Here is a 22,110-nt window from a genome sequence, read left to right as displayed (position 1 = left end):
CTGTCAACGCAATCAGGGCAAGGGATGTGCGGCACTTTCACCAGCAGTTAAATTGCACGCAGGCACTCTCGTTCAGCTTGATTTACGTAGTCAGACGCCCTATTCCTCATCCACCGCGTAACCCGGAATCCGTTCCATGCGACCGCTGCCTACCCTGCTGACTCTTTCGCTGGCCGCTGCCTTCGGCGGATTTGCCGCCACCGGCATCAACGCCTGGCTCGACAATCGCGCCGAAGCCACGCCCCCCAGCAACGCCGCCTTTACTCTGCCAACGGCCGCCGCATTGCCGGCGGCGGTGGCCGGCCAGCCTGTGCCGTCGCTGGCGCCGATGCTGCAGCAGGCCATGCCCGCGGTGGTGAGCGTGAACACCAAGCAGGTGGTGCGCGTCCGCAACCCGTTTTTCAACGACCCGATCCTGCGCCGGCTGTTTCCGCAGGTGCCGCAGGACCGCATCAACGAATCGCTGGGTTCGGGCGTGATCATCGACGCGCAAAAAGGGTATGTGCTGACCAATCACCATGTCATCGAAAACGCCGACGACGTGCAGGTGACGCTCGGCGACGGACGCACGGTCAAGGCCGAGTTCATCGGCTCCGATGCCGATACCGATATTGCGCTGATCCGCATCAAGGCCGACAACCTCACCGATATCAAACTGGCCGACAGCAACGCGCTACGCGTGGGCGATTTTGTGGTGGCCATCGGCAACCCGTTCGGCTTCACCCAGACCGTCACCTCCGGCATCGTCTCGGCAGTGGGGCGCAGCGGGATTCGCGGCTTGGGCTACCAGAACTTCATCCAGACCGATGCCTCGATCAACCCGGGCAACTCGGGTGGCGCGCTGGTCAACCTGCAAGGCCAGTTGGTTGGCATCAACACCGCCAGCTTCAATCCGCAAGGCAGCATGGCCGGCAATATCGGCCTTGGGCTGGCGATTCCGTCCAACCTGGCGCGCAATGTCGTCGAGCAATTGGTGACCAAGGGTGTGGTGGTGCGCGGCACGCTCGGCCTGGAGACCCAGAACCTCACCCAACAGATGCTGCAGGGCCTGGGGGTGGATTCGTTGCGCGGCGCATTGGTGACACGGGTGTTGCCGGGCTCCGCAGCGGCGGCGGCAGGCGTGCAGCCGGGCGATGTCGTGGTGGCGGCCAACGACCAGCGCGTGGACAGCGCCGAAGCGCTGCACAACTACGAAGGCCTGCAGGCGGTTGGCAGTGCGGTGACCCTGGATATCCGTCGCGATGGCAAGCCGCTCAAACTCAAGGCCACGCTGAAAGAGCAGGACCGCGCCGTCACCGGCGACATGCTGGACCCGCGCCTGACCGGCGCGACCTTCGTCGATCTCCCCGAATCGCTGCGTCAGTCGGGCATCACCGGGGTGATGGTGAGCGAGGTCAAACGTGGCGGTCGCGCTGCCGCCAACGGCCTGGTCGCCGGCGATGTGATCGTGGCCAGCAGCGTGGGCGAGTTCGCCGACCTTGCCAGCTGGCGGGCCAATTTCCAGCGTAAACCGCAGCAGCTTGTCGTGCGGATCCTGCGTGGCAACGCGCAGTACGACGCGCTGATGCGTTGACGCGATGTGTACCTGAAGTTGCTTCCACTAACGCCTCCTACACCCCCCCGATGCTATTGCTACCGCTCGACCGCACGTGAGTGGCGGCTGCCATCAATGACCGAAGGAGATATCGCATGAGCCCCACCAATACCGATCAGCTGAAGGAAAACCTGAGCGAAGCCGGCGCCCACCTGAAGTCGGCTGCAAGCGCCGCCGGCGAAGCCGTCAGGGGTGCGACCAGTGCCGCTGGCGATGAGCTCAAGCTCGGTCGCGCCAACGTCAAGGCCGAGCTGTCCGACACCGCGCTGGCCGGCATGGCCGCTGCCGAGTTCGGCGGTGCCGCTGCCAAGGAGCAGATCGACGTCCTGGTTGCCAAGGGCAATGATCTGCTGGAAAGCGCCACCGATCTGATCCGCGAGCGTCCGCTGGCCGCCTTCGGCGTCGCCTTCGCCGCTGGCTGGGTCATCGCCAAGCTGGCACGTAGCAACGACAACTAAGTCGTGAGCGATCAGGCCTCTCCCGCTGACGGAACCGACGCGCCAGACGCGCGCGCGCAAACGCCAGGACTGGACGAAAGCGTACGTGCGGTCGGCGCTGCCGGCCGTGCCACGTTGGGTTCGGCCAAGGACACCAGCCGCGCCTTGCGCCGGCTGGTGTCGGCCGACCTGCAACTGGCACGCAGCGCATTCGGGCGTGGGCTGGCCTGGGCCTGCGTGGCCGTGGTGTTCGGTGCCTCATCGTGGTTGTTGCTGGCCGGTGCCATCATCGCCCTGCTGCAGCGTGCCGGGCTGTCGTGGTTCCAGGCGATGTTTTTCACTGCGTTGGCGAGTCTGTTGGTGACCGGCATCGCGGCATGGCGCGTGTTCTTCTACTTCGACCACACCGGCATGAATGCAACGCGCCGTCAGCTCATCAAGCTCGGTATTTTCGATGACCCCGGCAAAGACGATGATGCGGCGACCCCTGCCAGTGGAGCACGTCCATGAAGTTTGGAACCTTGCGTCAACGCGTCGAACGCGCCGAATACCTGGTCGAAGGACGTGCGCAGGAAACGCGCCTGCATTGGAGCGAACTACGCCAGACCTGGCGCGCCGGGTGGTCGCCGCTACGCATCGTGACGGTGGGCTTCGGGCTGGGGTTTGTCACCGGCCGTAATGAACCGCAGGCGGCACTGGGGAGCATCGCCAGCAAGCTTAGCGGCATTCCCAAGCTTCTGCAGATGATCAGTACCCTCTCCGCGCTGTTCACCGCGCACCGTGCGCAGGAAGCCTCCGAGCAGGCCGAACGTGCGGCAGACAATGCCGAGGAAGTTGCAGCAGCCGACCCGCCGGTGACCGTGGTGCAGGTGCCGGCCGATCGCGCCGCCTGAGCGGACGGTATTCACGGCGGCCAGCGTCTTGCCAGGCCGCCGTCGTTGGCCGCAGCGCATTGGCCTGTGCAGGCATCGACACACCAGTGCCAGTTGGAATATGTGCGACCGCCGCTTGGACATGTCTCATCCTTGCGCTGCAGGCAGTACGCGCGTGCTGCGCTTGGCGACTCGTTGAAATACAACTCACGACGAACCTGCGATGCGGAGATCCGCCCTGTCTATTTCCGCTAGATAACCGCTTGCCGGTTGCTGGCGGATATCAGCTCTGAAATGCGGGATCGCGCGCCATGAATGGCTCTTTCGTCGCCAATAGCGCTGACGCCTGACGGCCATTCGCGCGCAGCAGGCGTGCGGTCGACGTTAGAAGCTTTCGGCAGGCCCTGGGAGCAGTGGCAAGCCCGCATCGACGACCGAATCTGTGCCGCGCGACCTGCACAAGGGCACATGCGGCCGAGTTCGCAAGGCTAGCCTTGCTTGCTGACATCCTGCCCACAGGCCCTGTGCGCGCCGTTGACGCATTGCGCCGATAATGGCGCACCGCTGGCAGCACGCCAGTCTGCTGCCAGGGCGCGCATGTCTCTTCCCGTCGACTCACCGGATGCCGCCACCGCGGCAGATTCGCTTCCGCCCGCACCGGCGCCCCGCCCACGCGCGCCGGCCTCGCTGGTGGTGCTGACCACGCTCGCCGTTGGTTACACGCTGTGGGCGGCGCAGACGATCATCCTTCCGATCATGCTGGCCGCGTTTTTCGCGCTGATCGGCAACCCCATCCTGCGGGGTCTGCGCAAGCTGTACATCCCGCGGTTTCTCGGTGCCCTGCTCATCTTGTGCCTTGGCCTGGCCGGTACCGTCACGCTGGCCGCGCAATTGGCCGGCCCTGCCGCCGAATGGGTGCAACAGGCACCACGGCAGATGCGCCAGATTGCGCGCGATGTGCGCGATCTGACCAAGCCGGTGATGCAGGCCAACCAGGCAGCGGAAAATTTTGCACGCGCGGCCGGTGGCGAAGGCCAGCGCGGCGTGCAGATCGTGCGCACGCAGATGGACGACCCTTACAAGGCACTGGTCCGCACCCCAAAGCTGGCGGCCTCGGTGCTGGCGGTGGTGCTGCTGACGTTCTTCTTCATGGTGTATGGCGAAAGCCTGCAGCGGCATGCGATCGCCTTGCTACCGAACCGGCAGCAGCAACGGTTCACCACCGAGATCATGCTGGACATCGAACGCGAGGTCTCCCGCTACGTGCTTACCATCAGCGTGATCAACACGCTGGTCGGGCTGGTGTTTGCCGGTATTTTGTATGTCCTGCAGATTCCTCTGCCCGAAGCGATCCTGTGGGGGACGGTGGTCGCATTGCTGAATTTCGCACCGTATGTCGGCCCGTTGATCGGCGTGATGCTGATGCTGCTGATGGGTTTTGTGGAATTCCGCACCACCTTGTCCTCGCTGCTGCCGGCGATCCTGTACCTGGCGCTGCACACCATCGAAGGCCAGGTGGTGACACCGATCGTGCTGGGCCGGCGCATGGCGATCTCACCGCTGATGCTGATCCTGGCGCTGATGCTGTTCGGCTGGCTGTGGGGCATGGTCGGCCTGCTGCTGGCGGTGCCGTTGCTGGTCTGCATCAAGATGGTGTTGAGCCGGGTGGACGGGATGCAGCGCTGGGCGCGGTTGCTTGAGTAGCCGCGAATGGGGAATTGGGAGTTGGGAATCGCAAGAGCAGAGGCGCTGCTCTACCCATTCTCGATTCCCGACTCTCCATTCCCGGCATTACAATCGTGCGATGAGCTTCCACATCCGCGCCATCACCCTCGACCTCGACGATACGTTGTGGCCCTTTGCGCCGATCGGGGCGAGGATCGATCGGGTGCTGTACGACTGGATGCGCGAGCACAGCCCGGTCACTGCCGAGCGCTTTCCGGTGGAGGCGATGCGCGAGCTGCGTGAGCGCAGCTTTGTCGACAACCCGCACCTGCATCACGACCTCAGCGCGCTGCGCCGGTTGACGTTGGAAATGGCGTTGCGCGAGAGCGGCGGCGATCTGGCGTTGCTGGAGCCGGCCTACGAGGTGTTCTATGCGGCGCGTAACCAGGTGGAATGCTACCCGGATGCGCTCGACGCGCTGGCGCGCATTGCCGCCCATGTGCCGGTGGCCGCGCTCAGCAACGGCAATGCCGATCTGCAGCGCATCGGGCTGATGCACCATTTCGCGTTTCAACTGGGCTCGCGCGAACACGGCAGCGCAAAGCCCGACCCGAGTATCTTCCTGGCCGCGTGCGCCCGGCTCGAGGTGCCTCCCGCGCAGGTGCTGCATGTGGGCGACCACGTGCGCATGGACGTGCTGGGCGCACTGGATGCCGGCCTGCGCGCCTGCTGGATCAATCGCGAAGGCGCGGTGTGGTCGCACCCCACCCAGCAGCCGGATCTGGAATTCGACAGCATGACCGGGCTGGCCGATTGGCTGGACGCGCAGCAGCCGCATCCGGGCCCTATGAATGCCGGCATCACCCTTCCCGCCTGAGCCACTGCGCGGCGCAAGGCGCTGCACTCGAGGATTTCCATGTCGCACCTCACCGGTTTCATCGATCCCAACGCCGCAGCCTTGCCGCTGTATGTGCTCGACCGCGAGGGCTTTACGCGCTGGTGCGCGGAGCAGCCCACCCGCGTGCTGTCGTGGGCGCAGGCACAGCGTTTCGATGCCGCGCCGGGCAGCGTGCTGTTGTTGCCGGGCGACAATGGGCTGGCCGGGGCGATCCTGGGTATCGGCGACCGGGCCGATGCCTACGCCTACGCGCATGCGCCGATGGCCTTACCGCCGGCCAGCCGCTGGACGCTGGCCAACCCGCTGAGCGATGCCGAGCAGGCGTTGCTGCATCTGGGCTGGGGATTGGGCGCCTATCGCTTTTCGCGTTATCGCAAGGTGCCGCGCGCGCCGGCCGAACTGGCTGCAATGCCATCGGCACAGACGCGTGCGCTGATCCAGGCGTGCCTGCAGGTGCGCGACTGGGTCAACACGCCCACCGAAGACATGGGCCCGCAGCATCTGGAAGAGGCCACACGCACGCTGGGACAGGCGCATGGCGCACAGGTCGATGCGATCGTCGGCGATGCCTTGCTGGCGCAGAACTTCCCCACCATCCATGCCGTTGGGCGCGCCTCGCATCGCGCGCCGCGACTGATCCAGTTGCAATGGGGTGACACGGCGCATCCGCATCTGGTGCTGGTCGGCAAGGGCGTGTGCTTCGACACCGGCGGGCTGGATCTGAAGCCGGCCGATGGCATGCGCAACATGAAAAAGGACATGGGCGGCGCAGCGCATGCGTTGGCGCTGGCCGGGTTAGTGATGGCGCAGCGGTTGCCGGTGCGGCTGACGCTGCTGATTGCGGCAGTGGAGAACGCGGTGGGTCCGGATGCATTCCGCCCTGGCGAAGTGATCACCACCCGCGCCGGCGTGTCGGTGGAGGTGGACAACACCGACGCCGAAGGCCGCCTGGTGCTGTGCGATGCGCTGAGCTATGCCACCGAGCAGCACCCGGATCTGATCCTGGATTTCGCCACGCTCACCGGCGCGGCACGCATCGCGCTGGGCCCGGACCTGCCGGCGCTCTTCGCCAACGACGATGCGCTGGCGCAGGCCTGGATCAGTGCCGGCGAGCAGACCCGCGACCCGGTGTGGCGCATGCCGCTCTGGCGCCCGTACCTGCGTTATCTCAACAGCCATGTGGCCGACATGGCCAACGCCGGCTCGCGCATGGCCGGCGCCGTCACCGCCGCGCTGTATCTGGAACGCTTCGTGGCACCCGGGCAGCCATGGGCGCATCTGGATGTCTACGCCTGGAACGACAGCGACCGCCCTGGCCGTCCCGCCGGCGGCGAAGCGCTGGCACTGCGCTCGGCGTTCGCGATGCTGCAGCAACGCTACGGCGGTTGAGCGCGGCGAGCGCTGCAATCAGCGTTCGCTCGCCCGGTAACTAGGATCGAATGGCATTGTCTAGGCTGCCTCGCGCCCCAGGCATCACATCCAAACGCACGCCAGGCATTGCCCGATCTCATCAAGGCCTCACTACGGCGAGCTGCTTCAGTCAATGCAACAGACACGCATATACCGACTCGGACATCCGGAAGGCGGGCAATGGCGCGCGCATTCGCATCCGGCGGTGTTGAATCTACAGACCACACCGTGGCAATGCCCGGCGGAAACCGTGCAATATTCGGGCGCCTGAACGCATGCATGGAGCCGCCGTACTACGTGCTGTATCTCTTCAACACGTCGCGGGGCGAGGCAGAACCAGGCCGCTACCAAAGTCCTGCGCTGGAACGCTTCGACGTCAAAGCGTTCTGGTCATGGTTTGGCGCATTTCTTTCCGCAGATGCGCGCCATGACCTATGGGCGCATTTGCCGACTAGCCAAGCGACGGCGGTATGGGACCGCCATAACCAGTGAGTTTCACCCGCGCGACAACAGTGGTCCCCACACCGCACGAACATCATTCTCGCCTGAGTTTGATCCGTTGGCCAAGGAACTACTGACGATGTTCGATTGATCATTTTCGCCGCTTCGCAGCGAAAATACGCAATGAAGAGGGGCGGATGAGCGAAACTCTGTCGCCCGCAGCATCGCTTGACTGATCAAGGCATCGGATCTCGATGAGTGACTTACCTATTACAACGGCCGGTATACAAGGACGACGGCGCGTCTTCGCCATGGCGCCTGACGACCCTGATGGCGCTGCCGTGATCGCTCGAAAAATCAAGCACCCCTGGTACCGGTGCCAGGCGCTGTCGCGTGCCGCTGAATTCTCCTCTGGCGCCAAACGCACTGCCCTTCTCAAGGTAGCGATTGAGGCTGCGCACGAACAAAGCGAACCGAATCCCATCGTGACGGTTGCCTGCTGGCCGGTCGCCGTGATGGCCGAAGGATCGCTGACTCAGGCTGCAGATGTGATTCGTCAGCTACTTGGCATTGCACAAACCGAGCCACACAATCTTCGCCGAGCGCATGCTCTGCAGGCACTTGCGCGCCGCGTTTCTCATCTTCCGGAGCTGCTTGGATTGATCGTCCCGGCGCTAGCTGCGGCCATCCTTGGTGAAGGCGGCCCGCGCATTGACCGCGCCATCCGTGACACCTTCGAACTGGTGAGAATCACCAACCCAGAACTGCTCTACAGCTTGGCTCTCCATCCCAAGGCCAATCAGCAACAACAGAAGCTCTTGACGTCTATTAAAACGCCATCGGCTTCTCCACTCATGCGTAGTAGCGCTGAAATGATCGCCTTCCGCTCAACTCGTGCAGCAGGGGTATGCGCATCGTTCCAGAACCCCTTCGCAGCGTGTTTCATCACGCGCACAAGGCAGTCTATTCCGGATGATGCGCATCAAGCGTGCTCGGCTGCGGCGATGAAGGCGTAGCGGTGCGACAGTGAATATGCCGCCCATCGCAGCACACCGGAGCCAGCCATGACGTTGCCACCTCCCTCGCCCCCGCACGCGCGCAGCCCCGTGCTGCCCTTGTTGGGGATTCCCGCCATTGCCGGCGGCGTTGCGTTGGCGTTCGCCTGGACGGCCGGATGGATCGGTGGCGACCGGCTCACTGCCGCACGCATGACCGACACCATCGAATCCAGCGGGCCGCCACATCCGGGCTTTCGCCGCGCACATACCAAGGGCGTGTGCGTGAGCGGGCAATTCCAGTCCAGCGGCAAGGCCACCTGGCTGTCGTCGGCACGCATCTTCAGCCAGCCCAGCACACCGGTGCTGGGGCGCATGTCGATCGGCGGCGGCGATCCGCACGGGCCCGACGGGCAGGCGCGCGTGCGCAGCATGGCGCTGCTGCTGCGCAGCGACGACGGGCAGGAATGGCGTACGGCGATGAACAGTTTCCCGTTCTTCGTGGTCGCCACACCGGCCGGGTTTCAGGCGCTCAACGTGGCCTCCAGGCCGGACCCGGCCACCGGCAAGCCGGACCCGGAAAAACTGGCGGCGTTCGGCAAGCAGTATCCGGAAGCGGCCAAGTTCCAGCAGTGGGCCAAGACCGCGCCGTGGTCGGACAGCTGGGCCAATACGCAGTACAACGGCGTCAACGCGTTCCGCGCGATTGCCGCCGATGGGCGCGAACGCTACATCCGCTGGTCGATGCGCCCGCATACGCCTTTCAAGGAATTGAACGCCGAACAACGCAGGCAGGCCGATGGCGATTTTCTCGCCACCGACCTGGACGCGCGACTGGCGCACGGGCCGTTGCGTTGGGACATGGTGCTGACCATTGCCGAGCCCGGCGATGCGGTGGACGACCCGTCGCAGACGTGGCCGGACAGCCGCGAGCAGATCGTGGCCGGTACGCTCTCGATCGAGCGTGCGCAGCCGCAGGCCACCGGCCCGTGTCGCGATCTCAATTACGACCCGTTGATCTTGCCCAAGGGTCTGGCCGCATCGAATGACCCGATACTGGCGGCGCGCTCGTCGGTGTATTCGCAATCGTTCAATCGCCGCGAGCGCGAGATCGCCAGTGGTCAAGGCAGCGCCGCCACCGGCCAGGGAGCACGCCAATGAGCCGCCGCACCCACTTCAATCTGCCGGCGCGCGTGCTGCATTGGCTGATGGCCGCGATGATCCTGACCATGCTGTTCGTCGGCGTGGGCATGGTGGCCTCGGTGACGCAGCGGCCGTGGTTGATCGATCTGCATCGCCCGCTGGGCATCGCGATCCTGATCCTGGCGGTGCTGCGCTTGATCAACCGTTTGCGCAACCGGCCGCCGCCGCTGCCGGCCGACCTGCCGGCATGGCAGAAGGCCGCGGCGATCGCCTCGCACTGGCTGCTGTATGCGTTGATGCTGGGCATGCCGTTGATCGGCTGGGCGATGTTGTCCGCTGGCGGCTACCCGATCGTGCTGTGGCCGGGCGCGAACCTGCCGCCGATCGCACCGCACGACCCTGCGCTGTACGCCTGGCTGCGCAGCGCGCACGGCTGGCTGGCGTATCTGTTGTTCGCCACCGTCCTGGGGCATCTGAGCGCGGCCTTGTTCCATGCCTGGTTGCGCCGCGACGGCGTGTTTTCCAGCATGGCGCGTGGGGAGCGGCCTGTACGGTGACGGTGTTGGGGCCGATGGTGGGCTGATGCGGCTCGGCGGGTGATCGGCTACACGCACTGGCAGCACGGAGTTCCTTCTCCCCGGGACATTGTCTGCCCTTCAGGGAGAAGGTGCCCCGCAGAGGCGGATGAGGGTACGCGCGCAGCCGGTTGAAGTAGGCCCACGCGACTGGCTTCGCCCCCCACCTCACTCCAACCTTCCCGCCGGGGAAGGGCTAATGCTCAACGCTGGGGTTTTGTTGTGGGCGCTGGCGCAGGTGATTCGATGCCCTTGCCGGTCGCCGCCCAATAGATCCCACCGTACAAATGCTCCAGGTAGCGTGGGTCGTTATAGGCTTCGGCCAGATGGCCCAGCGCGGTAGCGAACACGCGGCCGCCTTCGAAGTGGTGATACCACGCCACCGGGTGCTGTTTGCCCATGCCCTTGGCGACCTGGCCCGGCCAGATCAAGGTGGGGTCATAACTGCGTTCGTCGACGGTGAGCAGCGTGACCAGATCGTCGCTGTAGGGCGGATCGTATTCGTACCATTCGTCGCTCCACACCCAGCGCTTGGGCAGGCCGGCAGTGGCCGGGAAATTGGCGTCGGCCACGTCCACCATCGCCGTTTGCATGTAAGGGTGCGTACGGAACGAGCGGCCGATCATGTGGTCGTACCACTCCCAGTCCCCGCGTTTGATCGCAAAGGCCTTGTGCACCGCGACCACGCCGCCACCGTTACGCACGTATTTTTGAAAGTTGGCCCGCTGCGCCGGGTCCAGATCGGTGGCCGGCGTATTGAGCAATACGATGGCCGCGTATTGCGACAGGTCGCCATCGAACGCCTTGGCGTTCCACGCCCACACCATCTCGACATAATGCTTGCGCGCCATCGCATCGAATTGCGGCTTGGCCACGGGGATATAGTCGTGGTGATACTGGTTGGGAATGGCAGCCACCAATATCTTGAATTGCTCGGCGGATGCGTTGAAGGCGCACACCAGCAGCAGGCCCGACAGCCACAGAGATTTCATGCATCGCTCGCCGTGTTTTCGATGCTGTGCAGTGTACCTGCGCGCGGCTGGCATGCTTTGGCGGGCATTTGGTATCGGTGTGGATCGCTCGCCGATGTGACGGATGCCACCGCTCCAGTGGCTGTAGCGTGGTGCGATCGCATCGCTTCTGCGAGCAACGCCGCACCCCGCAATCCAAGGCCCTCGCGCGCAGACGCGATCCGTCGAACGGTCGCGCTACAACCAGCCTTTCTGCCGCGCCAGGCGATAGGCTTCGATGCGATTGGCCACGCCCAGTTTGCCGATGCATTCGGACAGGTAATTGCGCACCGTGCCGTGCGAGAGCTGCAACTGTTGGGCGATCTCGCTGGCGGAGCGCCCTTCTCCAGCCAGCCGCAGCACGGTCCGTTCGCGTTCGCTCAAGGGGTCAGCTTCCACCCACGCATCGATGGCCAGCTGCGGGTCGATCACTCGCCCGCCGCGATGCACCTGCCGTAACGCATCGACCAGTTGTTCGGCGGGCGCATCCTTGAGCAGATACCCGGCCACCCCGGCATCCAGCGCACGGCGCAAAAATCCCGGACGCGCGAACGTGGTGACGATCATGACCCGTACCGGCAGCGCCTGCCGCTGGATCCGTTGCGCCAGTTCCAGGCCGGTCAGGCCGGGCATCTCGATATCGGTGACCAGCACGTCCGGCTGCAGGCGCTGCAGCTCGCGCCATGCGCTTTCGCCATCGCCGGCGCTGCCGACCACCGCAATATCGTCCTCCAGCCCGAGCAAGGCCACCAGTGCGCCACGCAGCAAGGCTTGGTCTTCCGCCAACAACACCCGGATCATCGGTCGCGCTCGCATGCATGCAACGGTTGCGCACGATAACAGCGCCGACGCATGCCGTGCACTTGGCAGCGCAACCAGGGCGCATCAAAGCGACTGTGGCATCACCGGCGACGGCGGCATTGCGGCAACGACCGCAGGCCGCGGCAAGGGCAGACTGGCGCGTAATCGCATGCCGCGCGGCAGGGCCTGCACATCCAACGCGCCACCCAGGCTGTGCAGGCGTGCGCGCATGCCGTCCAGGCCGTTGCCAGGCACGATCACGCCACCGCGGCCGTCGTCGGTGATCTCCAGCACCGCCTGCTCGCCGTGCGCGCGCAGCTGCACACGCACACGTTTTGCCTGGGCGTGGCGCTGCACATTGGTGGCCGCCTCGCGCACGACCAACGCAAGCGCGGTTTCGTGCTCGGGCGGCAACGCCAGCGGCTCCAGTTGTTGCTCCAGCGCAATGCCGTCCAGGTCCAGCAGCACGCGCGCCGATGCCAGTTCGGCAACCAGGCCGGCCGCACGGATGCCGGTGACCGCGCGTCGCACCTGCGCCAAGGCCTCGCGCGAGACCTGCGCCACCGCATCGATCTCGTCGCGTGCGGCCTGCGGGTCGCGCTCGATCAGGCGCGCGGCCAGATCGGATTTGAGCGCCACCAGCGACAAGGTGTGGCCAAGCAGATCGTGCAGGTCGCGGCCGATGCGCTCGCGTTCGGCGGTGGCCGCCAGCCGACGGACTTCGTCCTGCGAAAGGCGCAGCAACGCGTCCTTGCGTTCGTTGATGCTGTACACCGCGCCCACGGCCGCCATGCCCAGCACCGTCACCGGCATCCACACCAGCGCCTGCATGCTCAACCCGAGCCAGCGCGCCCAGCTCAGGTACAAGGCGTTCATCAGCAGCAACATCGCAAAGTGCCGCCACAACACATGCCGCGTGGAGGGGCGCAAGGTCAGGCAGGCGAAGACGAAATAGCTGAGCCCCGCCGAATACACCGGCAGCAAGGCAGCACTCAGCGCCGCCATCGCCCAGGCGTAGCGGTACAAGGTGCCGCGTGGCGCCAGCAACATGCGCGCGTAGAGCAGCACAAACACCGGGTAAGACGCCAGCGTGCACAACAGCCAGGTGCTATCGTAGCCACGCGCAGAAAACGCCGGCACCACGAACACCCAGGCCGACCAAAACAGGTGCACGCTATCCATCCACGGCGATTGCCCCTGCGCCAGCCGCGCGGCAACCTGCGAACTGGCGGCGGGACGAAGCCATGCGGGAAACCGGAGGCGCATCAGCGAAGATCCGTGTGGGTGAGCGGATTTTGCCACTGCCGGGCCCGTCTGCGTGCGGCTGCGTGCAGCTGCGTGCAGGACGACAGGGGTGAGCGGCCTCATGCATGCTCCTGGTGACTGCTGCGATGCGATCGCCCACCGAGGCTGCGATTCGCCTGCGCAGGCGCAAGCCAGACACGCGCGGTCTGTATATGCAAGGAAAGCATGCCGGTCACGGGTTGCCGAGGAGCCACCAGCATGGACGCCCGCCGCATTGGCGCACTAGTCGCCGGTGTCATGGTGTGCAGATGACAGCTGTCACTGGTGAGCGCGCCGCGCTGACCGCATGCTGCGCACCATCTGGCGGTGGCATCGGCGCATCGGCGCATCGACCGTTCGTCGCCCCAGCGCAGTTGGTGACTTCCGGCAGCTTGCGGCGTCGCCCGCAGACCGTCACATTTCGCGCAGCCTTCCGTCCTGGTCATCGATGAACACTTCCGCCGATCTGCTCAAGCAACTCCGCATCGACCGCCAGCGCCCCGCCACGCCGCCGCCCGTCCGCCGTACCGGCTGGATCCTCGCCGCAGTGATCGTCGTCATCGTGCTGGCCGCCGCCGCGTGGTGGTTCACGCGCCGCCCGGTGGTGAAGGTGCAGACCGCGCCGGCAGCAGCAGCGCATCGGTGCTGGACGCCTCCGGCTATGTGGTGGCAGGAGCATGGCCACGGTGTCGGCGCAGGTCACCGGCAAGGTGCGCGAGGTGATGATCGAGGAAGGCATGCGCGTCGAACAAGGCCAGGTGATGGCCACGCTCGACCCGCTCGATGCCGATGCGCAGCGTAGCTTGTCGGCCTCGCAGTTGTCGGCCGCACGCAGCCAGGTCGACAACATGCAGGCGCAACTGGCGGTGGCCAATGCCGATGCCACGCGCCTGCAATCGTTGGTGGGTGCGCAGCTGGTGTCGCGCTCGCAATACGATCAGGCCATTGCGCAGCGCGATGCCTTGCGCGCGCAGCTGCAGAACGCCCAGCGCAACGTGCAGGTCGCCTCCGACCAGCTGGCCATTGCCGGTATCCGTTCGGACTTCAATGTGGTGCGCGCGCCGTTTGCCGGCGTAGTGACGGCCAAGGCAGCGCAGCCGGGCGAAATCGTCTCGCCGTTGTCGGCCGGCGGCGGCTTCACTCGCACCGGTATCGGCACCATCGTGGACATGGAATCGCTGGAAATCGAGGTGGAAGTGGGTGAGTCCTACATCGGCCGCGTGCAACCCAAGATGCCGGTGGAAGCGGCGCTCAATGCCTACCCGGAATGGAAGATCCCAGGCGAGGTCATCGCCATCATCCCCACCGCAGACCGCGGCAAGGCCACGGTGAAGGTGCGCGTGGCGCTCAAGGTCAAGGACCCGCGCATCGTGCCGGAAATGGGTGTGCGGGTCAGCTTTCTGGAGCAGGCCAAACCGCAGCAGGCAGCCAGGCCGCAAGGCGTGCGCGTCCCGGCCGCCGCATTGGTGGAGCGCGACACGCGCACGGTCGCGTTCGTGGTCGATGAGCACAACACCGTCAGCGCGCATGCCGTCACCACCGGGGTGATGGGCGAAGACAGGCAGGTGCTCTCCGGCCTGGCTGCGGGCGACAGCGTGGTACTGAATCCGCCGCAAGCCTTGAAGGATGGCGACAAGGTGACCGAAGCAGAGCCGAACGCGACCGAGTAACGCACAACCAAATACAGCGCACGCAGCAACCGCTCAGCGGGCACGGAACAGCGCGTTGATGGAAACGGCCGTGGTGCAGGCGCCTGCGCCGCGCTGCGACAGACGCGGTTGAAATCCAGTCACGCGGTAGCGACTGTGTGCTTGCGCATCTGCAGTCGCGATGTCCGTCAACATTTTCAGCCAGTGTCGTCGCACGCACGTTTCAGGCATCGGCAATGTGCGCCGTACATGGGTCGCCACAGCAGTCGATGCCTTGCCTGCACTCGCCAGATCGCTTCATCGCATTTCAGCTCGCCGTGTTACTGCAGTGCCGCATCACATCCGCAGTCGCTCTGCGCACTGCTTCATCTCTTCCATCGCACCGCCAGGAGTTGCCATGTCCGCTCTCGTCAGTTTGCGCAACATCACCAAGACCTACCAACGCGGCCCCGAGCAGGTGCAGGTGCTGCACGGCATCGATCTGGAAATTGCCAGCGGCGACTTCGTTGCGTTGATGGGCCCGTCCGGGTCGGGCAAGACCACCTTGCTCAACCTGATCGGCGGGCTGGACAACCCCAGCGGGGGCGAGATCGAGATCGAAGGCGAGCGCATCGACCGCATGAGCGGCGGTCAGCTGGCGACCTGGCGCAGTCACCACGTCGGTTTCGTGTTCCAGTTCTACAACCTGATGCCGATGCTCACCGCGCAGAAGAACGTGGAGCTGCCGTTGCTGCTCACCTCGCTCAATGCCGCCCAACGCAAGCGCAATGCCGAGATTGCATTGACCCTGGTCGGCCTGCAGGAGCGCCGCAACCACAAGCCCAGCGAATTGTCTGGCGGGCAGCAGCAACGCGTGGCGATTGCGCGCGCAATCGTCTCGGATCCCACCTTCCTGATCTGCGACGAGCCCACCGGCGATCTGGACCGCCACAACGCCGAAGAAATCCTGCGCCTGCTGCAGGAGCTCAACCGCGAACACGGCAAGACCATCGTGATGGTCACCCACGACCCCAAGGCCGCCGAATACGCCACCCACACCATCCATCTGGACAAGGGCGAGCTGGCCGACGCGCCGCTTGCACTGTAAGGGAGCGCTGCCATGAAGTATCTCTCGCTGGTATGGGCGCAATTGTTCCGCAGCAAGACACGCACCTTGCTGACCTTGCTCTCGGTGGTCGCGGCGTTTTTATTGTTCGGCATGCTCGATTCGGTGCGCGTGGCCTTCACCTCCGGCGGCAGCGTCAGCGGCGTGGACCGGCTGGTGGTGGCATCGCGCCTGTCGATCACCCAATCGTTGCCGATCAATCTGGAAAACCAGATCCGCAGCGTGCCGGGCGTGCGCGATGTGACCTCGGCAATGTGGTTCGGTGGCATCTACCGCGACCCGAAGAACTTCTTCCCGAATTTTTCGGTGGCGCCCAATTTCTTCGATGTGTACAGCGAATATCAGTTGCCGAAGGATCAGCTCAAGGCCTTCCAGAGCACACGCACCGGCGCGATCGTTGGCGAAAGCCTGGCCAAAGAAAATGGCTGGAAGATCGGCGACACCATCCCGCTGCAGGCCACCATCTTTCCGCGCGGCGGCAGCAACGACTGGCCGCTGCAACTGGTCGGCATCTTCCGCATGAAAGACCGCACGGTGGCCGCCAATCAGGAACGCCAGTTGATGATGAACTGGAAGTACTTCGACGAGTCCAACGACTACATCAAAAGCAGGGTGAGCTGGTACACGGTGACGCTGCGCAATGCCGACCAGGCATCGCGCGTGGCGCAGGCCATCGATGCGTTGTCGGCCAACTCCGACCATGAAACCAAGTCGCAGACCGAGTCGGCGTTTCAGCAGGCCTTCGTCAAACAGTTCGCCGATATCGGCCTGATCGTCACCTCGATCATGGCCGCGGTGTTCTTCACCTTGCTGCTGCTGACCGGCAACACCATGGCGCAGGCCGTGCGCGAGCGGATTCCGGAGCTGGCCACGCTCAAGACGCTGGGCTTTCAGGACCGCACCGTGCTGGGCCTGGTGATGGTGGAGTCGATGTTGCTGATCGGCCTGGGCGGTTTGATCGGCATGGGGCTGGCGGCGCTGGTGATCCCCGCGGTCGCCGCGCGCAGCGGTGGCCTGATGCCGACCCAGAGCGTGCCGCTGCAGACCTGGTTGGTCGCCTTCGGGCTGATGGCCGGCATCGGCATCGTGGTAGGTGTGCTGCCGGCATTACGCGCGCAGCGCTTGAAGATCGTCGATGCACTCGCCGGCCGCTGACAGGAGCATGCACATGCAACGCAAATGGAAAGATCGTGGGATCAACGCGCTGTCGGTCGTGCTGCTGGCAATCGGGCTGGCTGCCTGGATCGCATTGCCGTGGTTGGTGCTGCTGCCGATCGGTGGATTGCTGGCGGTGTGGCTGGTGGCCACACGCAGCGGGCGGCTCTCGCTGGCTGCCGCACGCATCGGCATCGCCACGTTGCCGCAGCGCTGGGGGTCCAGCTCGGTGATCGTGGTCGGCATCGCCGGCGTGGTCGGCGTGCTGGTGGCAATGCTGGCGATGGGCCAAGGCTTCCAGGCCACGCTCAACAGCACCGGCGACGAGACCACCGCGATTGTCCTGCGCGGCGGTTCGCAGGCGGAGACCAACTCGGTGATCACCCGCGACCTGGTGCCGCTGATCGGCAGCCTGCCCGGCATCACCGTCGATGCCAACGGCCGCCCGATGCTGTCGCCGGAACTCTCGCAAGTGGTGAACATCGCCTCCCGCTCCGACGGCACCGACGTCAACGCACAACTGCGTGGCGTGGGCGAACAGGCCTGGGCCGTGCATGACAAGGTCAAGATCGTGCAAGGCCGCCGCTTCAACACCGGCCTGCGCGAAATGGTGGTGGGCAAGGGCGCGTTGAACCAGTTCCGCGGATTGGAGCTGGGCAAGACGCTCACGCTTGGCAGCCAGCAATGGACCGTGGTGGGCGTGTTCGCCTCCGGCGATGCGCACGATTCGGAGCTGTGGACCGACGCGCAGACGCTGGCCACCACCTACAACCGGAGCGCCTATCAGTCGATCAGCGTGCGCACCAACGGCAAGGCGGGCTTCAGCGCGTTCAAGACCGCCATGGCCGCCGATCCGCGGCTCAAGCTGGATGTGGAAACCACCCGCGCCTACTACAGCAAACAGGGCGGCGGCTTGAACAAGTTGATCAACATCCTGGGCACGGTGATCGGGGCGATCATGGCAGTGGGCGCGGTATTCGGCGCGCTCAACACGATGTATGCGGCGGTGGCCACGCGCGCGCGCGAGATCGCCACCATGCGTGCGATCGGCTTCCGTGGCACGCCGGTGATCATGGCGCTGATGCTGGAAACCATGCTGCTGGCATTGCTGGGCGGGCTGCTGGGCGGGGCGATCGCCTGGGCAGCGTTCAACGGCTACACCGTCTCCACGCTGGGCAGCAACTTCAGCCAGGTGGTGTTCCAGTTCAAGGTCTCGCCGGAGCTGCTATGGAGCGGGCTGAAATGGGCGCTGGGCATCGGCCTGGTGGGCGGGCTGTTTCCCGCGCTGCGTGCCGCGCGTCTGCCGTTTACCACGGCGTTGCGTGAGGTGTAGGCGGGCCTTGGCCCGCCGGGAATGGGGAATGGGAAGTTGGATGGCGACCGCCGCGGCAAAGCGCACGGCGGCTGCGTCTGAACGCATTGCAGGCTGTCATGGTTTTGTCACCGCAGTGCGGTAGATGCGCGGGCCGGGCAGGCCGTAGTCTACTCTGCCGTTTGCTCCATCGATCGATCGCCATGACGCGCCTGCTTGTGCTGGTCTGCGCCTGCCTGTGGCTGGCCGGCTGCTCCTCTTCTTCGACCTCGCTCAGCGAGCGCCTGGTTGCGCCCGGTGGCACCTCGCCGCTGCTGGACGAAGAACGCATCGCCGCCACCATCGCCACGGTGCCCAACCGCAGCGGCCATGTGGTGACGCGCGATGGCGTGCCGATCTTCTGGCGTGCGATCGACCCGGGTCGGTATGCCATGCACTACCGCTACATGGGGCAGCGCGCCGACCCGGCGCATGCGCTGGACGTGGATTTCAGTTTCAAGGCACCGACTGCCAAGCCGCCAGCGCCGCGCGGCACGGTGGTGCTGCTGCACGGCTGGATGATGGATGGCGACTCGCTGCTGCCCTGGTCGCTGCAGCTTGCGCAGGCCGGCTACCGCGTGGTCACCATCGACCTGCGCAACCATGGCCATTCTGGCGGCGGGCCATCCGGCTACGGCACGCGCGAGTCCGACGACGTCATCGATGTGCTCGACGCCCTGCAGCCGCGCGGCGAAATCCGCGGACCGCTGTATCTGTTCGGTATTTCCTACGGTGCGGCCACCGCGCTGTTTACCGCCGACAAACTCGGTCCGCGCGTGACCGGCGTGGTGGCGATGGAATCCTTCGCCAATGCCGGGCGCGGCATCCGCGACATGGTGCCGCACCTGCTCTCCAGCCAGCCGCACGGGTGGCATGGGCGGGCGGTGGCGGCGTATGCACGCTGGCGCTATGCCGACCAGAATATCGACGCGGTGATTGCAGCAGCCGACACCCAGCTCAAGCTGGACCTGGACCGTGTCGATGTTGCGCACGCCCTGGCCGACACGCGCAGCTGCGTGCTGCTGTTGCACGGCGATGCCGATCAGCACATTCCAGTGGCGCATGGCCGTGCATTGGCCCTGGCCAGCGCGCGTGCGCATTACCTCGAACTGCCTGGCGAAAACCATTTGAGCCTGCCACTACGGCTGGACTTGCTCGGCGGGCCCATCGATCAATGGCTGGCGCAGGTGCAACAAGACCCCAGCCATTGCCCTGCACCGCAGGCGCTGCCCGCGTCCACGCTGGCAGTGGCCAGCCCGTTAGCACCACCGCGCAGTTGAGCGCGGCAATTACGGCACGCTGACGCGAAGTAATCGCACCGATGAATGCCATACGCACTGCGTGCGGTGGCGCTGACTCAGCGCGTCACCGCCGGCTGCCGCGCACGCACCACGCTGTCGCCGACAAACAACAGCAAACCCACCCAGATTGCGGCGAAGCCAATCGCGCGCCCCTGGTCGAACGGCTCGTGGAAGAACCACACGCCCAGCAGCAACTGCAGGCTCGGCGCAATGTATTGCAGGATGCCCACCAACGACAGCGGAATGCGTCGCACGCCGTAGGCGAAACCGATCAACGGCAGCGCCGTCACCACGCCGCCGAAGATCAGCATCGCATCGGTCCGCAGGCTCCAGCCGCTCAGGAAGGCGCCGCCATGGCCCTGCTCGCCCCACGCCGCCAGCAACAACGCCGGCACGAACAGATACACGCTTTCCACGCCCAGCCCGGCCACCGCATCCACCGCCACCAATTTGCGCAGCAGCCCGTAGATACCGAAGGACACCGCCAGCCCCAAGGCAATCCACGGCGGCGCGCCGGCATCGATGGTCAGCCACAGCACGCCCGCTGCCGCGCAGGCCACCGCCACCCACTGGATGCGCCGCAGGCGCTCTTTCAACACCAGCACGCCCAGCAAGACGCTCAGCAGCGGGTTGATGAAGTACCCCAGGCTGGCCTCGATCACATGCCCGGCATTGATCGCCCAGATGTACAGGCCCCAATTGAAGGCGATCGCCACGCTGCTGCCGGCCAGCATGCGCAGCGCGCGGGGCTGCGCGGCGATGCTGCGCCACCAGCGCAGGCCCGAGCTCGCCAGCAGCCAGGCCACCACCAGCACCGTGCTCCACACGATGCGGTGAGCGATGATCTGCAGCGACGGCACCGCCTTGAGCAGATGCCAGTACACCGGCACCAGCCCCCACAGCACGAAGGTGGAGGCGGTGATCAACAATCCGCGGCGCGCGTCCTGCGACGACACCGCGCTCATCGCCGCGCCTTGGCGAAGGTGACCACCAGCACGCCGGCCAGGATCACCGCCATCGCACCGATGTCATGCGCGCTGAAGCGCTCGTGCCCGAGCCAGGCACCCAGGCTGACCGCAATCACCGGGTTGACGTAGGCGTAGCTACCGGCAAGCGCAGGGCGCACGTGATGCAGCAGCCACACGTAGGCGGTGAACGCCACGATCGAGCCGAACACGCACAGGTACGCCACCGCCAGCAGCCCTTGCGGACTCGGCCACACCTGCGGGCGCTCGCCGATCAACAGGCCGGTACTGACCAGCAGCACGCCGCCGCACAGCATCTGCCCGGCGGCGGTCATGAATGGCGAAGGCAGATCGCGGCCGCGCGACCACACCGAGCCGAATGCCCAGCCGATCGGTGCGATCAGCAACAACACCAGGCCACCCGGCGTCGCGGTCAGGCTGCTGCCGGCGTTGAGCCACACCACGCCCAGAAAGCCGATCACGATGCCCAGCCATTCGCCGCCGCTGGCATGCTGCCCGCGCAAGGCGCCAAACAACGCCATCCACAACGGCACCGAGGCCACCGCGGTCGCGGCCAGCCCCGACGACACGCTGCGCTCGGCCAGCACCACCATGCCGTTGCCGAGCAGCAGCAACGCCGCGCCCATCAGCGCCACGTTCTTCCACTGCGCACGCGTTGGCGCCGCCACACCGCGCCAGCGCAACACGCTGTAGAGCACGCTGCCGGCAACGATGAAACGTGCGCCGGACACCATCGTCAGCGGCTGCGCGCCACCTTCCAGCGCGAATCGGATCGCCAGATAGGTCGAGCCCCACACCACGTAGACCAGCAACAAGGCGAGAACGACCAACCCGCTGCGCGCAGGCGCGGCAGCATCGTGAGAGGAAGACATCGGAACAGGGCCAAGGAGTGCAGCGGAAGCTTCAATTCTAGAGCACATGCGCACGCCTACGTCGCACACGGCCGGCAGCCGGCAGCCGCCTAACGCGCTATGGTGCACACCAGCCCGCATCCGAGAATGCATATGCAGCGTCGCCTTACCTGGCTGGCAGCCGCCGCCGCCCTGACCATAGTTTCCACCACGGCACTAGCACGCGCCCCCGAGCCTTGGGAGCTCAGCGGGAGCAAGCTGATCGATGCGGGGCTGGACGGATCATTGGCGCCGGAAATCACCGCGCCGGAGCAACGCGAGTTCAAGGTCCTTGTCTCGGCCAGCCGCGCTGGCGCCTATCTGCTCGGCGTTGCCAGTGCCAGCTACCGCACACAGTGGTGCATGCCGGCAGGCAAGGCAGGCACGCCGGATCTGCAGGCGATCATCGCCGACATCGGCGCGCTGCCCGACGCACGCCAGGACGACGCCGCGCCCGACTTGATCATCGAGGCGCTGGCCAAACGCTATCCGTGTGGCGGAGGTGCCAGAAGCAAGCGTGCCGCTAGCGGCAAGTGACGCAGCGCCGG

21 protein-coding genes and 1 pseudogene are annotated in these 22,110 nt (G+C 65.6%); 17 read left to right on the top strand and 5 right to left on the bottom strand.

The window, feature by feature from the left end:
* Window positions 1-136: 136 nt before the first annotated feature.
* The 11 genes from J7367_RS02620 to J7367_RS02570 all read left to right on the top strand — a co-directional run bounded on the left by J7367_RS02620 (window position 137) and on the right by J7367_RS02570 (window position 10,012).
* Window positions 137-1,573, top strand: coding sequence for a Do family serine endopeptidase (locus J7367_RS02620; protein WP_005914355.1), 1,437 nt, complete (start codon window positions 137-139; stop codon window positions 1,571-1,573).
* Window positions 1,574-1,689: 116 nt separating this feature from the next.
* Complete coding sequence (locus J7367_RS02615; protein ID WP_007966985.1) at window positions 1,690-2,052, top strand: hypothetical protein; 363 nt, start codon at window positions 1,690-1,692, stop codon at window positions 2,050-2,052.
* A 3-nt stretch (window positions 2,053-2,055) separates the two neighbouring features.
* Entirely contained in the window at window positions 2,056-2,541 is a 486-nt protein-coding gene (locus J7367_RS02610; protein WP_007970119.1) for a phage holin family protein, read from the top strand.
* On the top strand, window positions 2,538-2,924 hold the full coding sequence (locus J7367_RS02605; protein WP_057660612.1) for a hypothetical protein: 387 nt from the start codon (window positions 2,538-2,540) through the stop codon (window positions 2,922-2,924). Before J7367_RS02610 ends, J7367_RS02605 begins: the two co-directional genes overlap by 4 nt.
* A 576-nt stretch (window positions 2,925-3,500) precedes the next feature.
* Window positions 3,501-4,607 carry an AI-2E family transporter gene (locus J7367_RS02600; RefSeq protein ID WP_007966979.1) on the top strand — a complete coding sequence of 369 codons (1,107 nt, stop codon included), beginning with the start codon at window positions 3,501-3,503 and terminating at the stop codon, window positions 4,605-4,607.
* Window positions 4,608-4,707: 100 nt separating this feature from the next.
* Window positions 4,708-5,445: an HAD family hydrolase gene (locus J7367_RS02595; RefSeq protein WP_057660615.1), complete on the top strand. Its 738-nt coding sequence runs from the start codon at window positions 4,708-4,710 to the stop codon at window positions 5,443-5,445.
* Window positions 5,446-5,484: 39 nt separating this feature from the next.
* A complete protein-coding gene (locus J7367_RS02590) occupies window positions 5,485-6,855 on the top strand; it encodes a leucyl aminopeptidase family protein (protein ID WP_057660617.1) in 1,371 nt (456 codons plus the stop codon).
* A gap of 201 nt (window positions 6,856-7,056) precedes the next feature.
* Entirely contained in the window at window positions 7,057-7,368 is a 312-nt protein-coding gene (locus J7367_RS02585; RefSeq protein WP_244667808.1) for a hypothetical protein, read from the top strand.
* Window positions 7,369-7,628: 260 nt separating this feature from the next.
* Entirely contained in the window at window positions 7,629-8,333 is a 705-nt protein-coding gene (locus tag J7367_RS02580; RefSeq protein ID WP_244672247.1) for a hypothetical protein, read from the top strand.
* A gap of 48 nt (window positions 8,334-8,381) precedes the next feature.
* The gene (locus J7367_RS02575) at window positions 8,382-9,473 is read left to right on the top strand and encodes a catalase family peroxidase (protein WP_057660621.1); all 1,092 of its coding nucleotides are present in this window, start codon (window positions 8,382-8,384) and stop codon (window positions 9,471-9,473) included.
* Window positions 9,470-10,012 carry a cytochrome b gene (locus J7367_RS02570; RefSeq protein ID WP_039731897.1) on the top strand — a complete coding sequence of 181 codons (543 nt, stop codon included), beginning with the start codon at window positions 9,470-9,472 and terminating at the stop codon, window positions 10,010-10,012. The genes J7367_RS02575 and J7367_RS02570 overlap by 4 nt, the downstream gene beginning before the upstream one ends.
* A 221-nt stretch (window positions 10,013-10,233) precedes the next feature.
* Here the strand turns inward: J7367_RS02570 and J7367_RS02565 are convergent, their stop codons facing one another.
* The 3 genes from J7367_RS02565 to J7367_RS02555 all read right to left on the bottom strand — a co-directional run bounded on the left by J7367_RS02565 (window position 10,234) and on the right by J7367_RS02555 (window position 13,107).
* Entirely contained in the window at window positions 10,234-11,022 is a 789-nt protein-coding gene (locus tag J7367_RS02565) for a ThuA domain-containing protein (protein ID WP_057660623.1), read from the bottom strand.
* A gap of 216 nt (window positions 11,023-11,238) precedes the next feature.
* On the bottom strand, window positions 11,239-11,841 hold the full coding sequence (locus tag J7367_RS02560; RefSeq protein WP_003486570.1) for a response regulator transcription factor: 603 nt from the start codon (window positions 11,839-11,841) through the stop codon (window positions 11,239-11,241).
* Between the two features lie 84 nt (window positions 11,842-11,925).
* Window positions 11,926-13,107: a sensor histidine kinase gene (locus J7367_RS02555; protein WP_057660625.1), complete on the bottom strand. Its 1,182-nt coding sequence runs from the start codon at window positions 13,105-13,107 to the stop codon at window positions 11,926-11,928.
* Window positions 13,108-13,573: 466 nt separating this feature from the next.
* Here J7367_RS02555 and J7367_RS02550 point away from each other — a divergent pair.
* The 5 genes and pseudogenes from J7367_RS02550 (at window position 13,574) to J7367_RS02530 (ending at window position 19,665) form a co-directional block, all read left to right on the top strand.
* Window positions 13,574-14,795, top strand: a pseudogene (locus J7367_RS02550) (efflux RND transporter periplasmic adaptor subunit).
* 376 nt (window positions 14,796-15,171) lie between these two features.
* Entirely contained in the window at window positions 15,172-15,861 is a 690-nt protein-coding gene (locus J7367_RS02545; RefSeq protein WP_005914341.1) for an ABC transporter ATP-binding protein, read from the top strand.
* A 12-nt stretch (window positions 15,862-15,873) separates the two neighbouring features.
* A complete protein-coding gene (locus J7367_RS02540; protein WP_057660627.1) occupies window positions 15,874-17,034 on the top strand; it encodes an ABC transporter permease in 1,161 nt (386 codons plus the stop codon).
* 7 nt (window positions 17,035-17,041) lie between these two features.
* Window positions 17,042-18,367 carry an ABC transporter permease gene (locus J7367_RS02535; protein WP_139792745.1) on the top strand — a complete coding sequence of 442 codons (1,326 nt, stop codon included), beginning with the start codon at window positions 17,042-17,044 and terminating at the stop codon, window positions 18,365-18,367.
* Between the two features lie 182 nt (window positions 18,368-18,549).
* Window positions 18,550-19,665, top strand: coding sequence for an alpha/beta fold hydrolase (locus J7367_RS02530; protein ID WP_057660633.1), 1,116 nt, complete (start codon window positions 18,550-18,552; stop codon window positions 19,663-19,665).
* Between the two features lie 77 nt (window positions 19,666-19,742).
* On the opposite strand, the gene rarD is transcribed toward J7367_RS02530, so the two are convergent.
* Window positions 19,743-20,651: an EamA family transporter RarD gene (gene rarD / locus J7367_RS02525; RefSeq protein WP_007966951.1), complete on the bottom strand. Its 909-nt coding sequence runs from the start codon at window positions 20,649-20,651 to the stop codon at window positions 19,743-19,745.
* Complete coding sequence (gene yedA, locus J7367_RS02520; protein WP_173361951.1) at window positions 20,648-21,592, bottom strand: drug/metabolite exporter YedA; 945 nt, start codon at window positions 21,590-21,592, stop codon at window positions 20,648-20,650. Before yedA ends, rarD begins: the two co-directional genes overlap by 4 nt.
* A gap of 51 nt (window positions 21,593-21,643) precedes the next feature.
* Here yedA and J7367_RS02515 point away from each other — a divergent pair, with 51 nt between their 5' ends.
* Window positions 21,644-22,099 carry a Rap1a/Tai family immunity protein gene (locus tag J7367_RS02515; protein WP_022560225.1) on the top strand — a complete coding sequence of 152 codons (456 nt, stop codon included), beginning with the start codon at window positions 21,644-21,646 and terminating at the stop codon, window positions 22,097-22,099.
* Window positions 22,100-22,110: the final 11 nt, after the last annotated feature.

Origin of the sequence: Xanthomonas sp. D-36-1 (assembly GCF_017746155.1) — a bacterium.
Taxonomy (GTDB): domain Bacteria; phylum Pseudomonadota; class Gammaproteobacteria; order Xanthomonadales; family Xanthomonadaceae; genus Xanthomonas; species Xanthomonas cissicola.
Note: the sequence above shows the minus strand (reverse complement) of the source record. Positions and strands in the feature narration are given on the sequence as shown.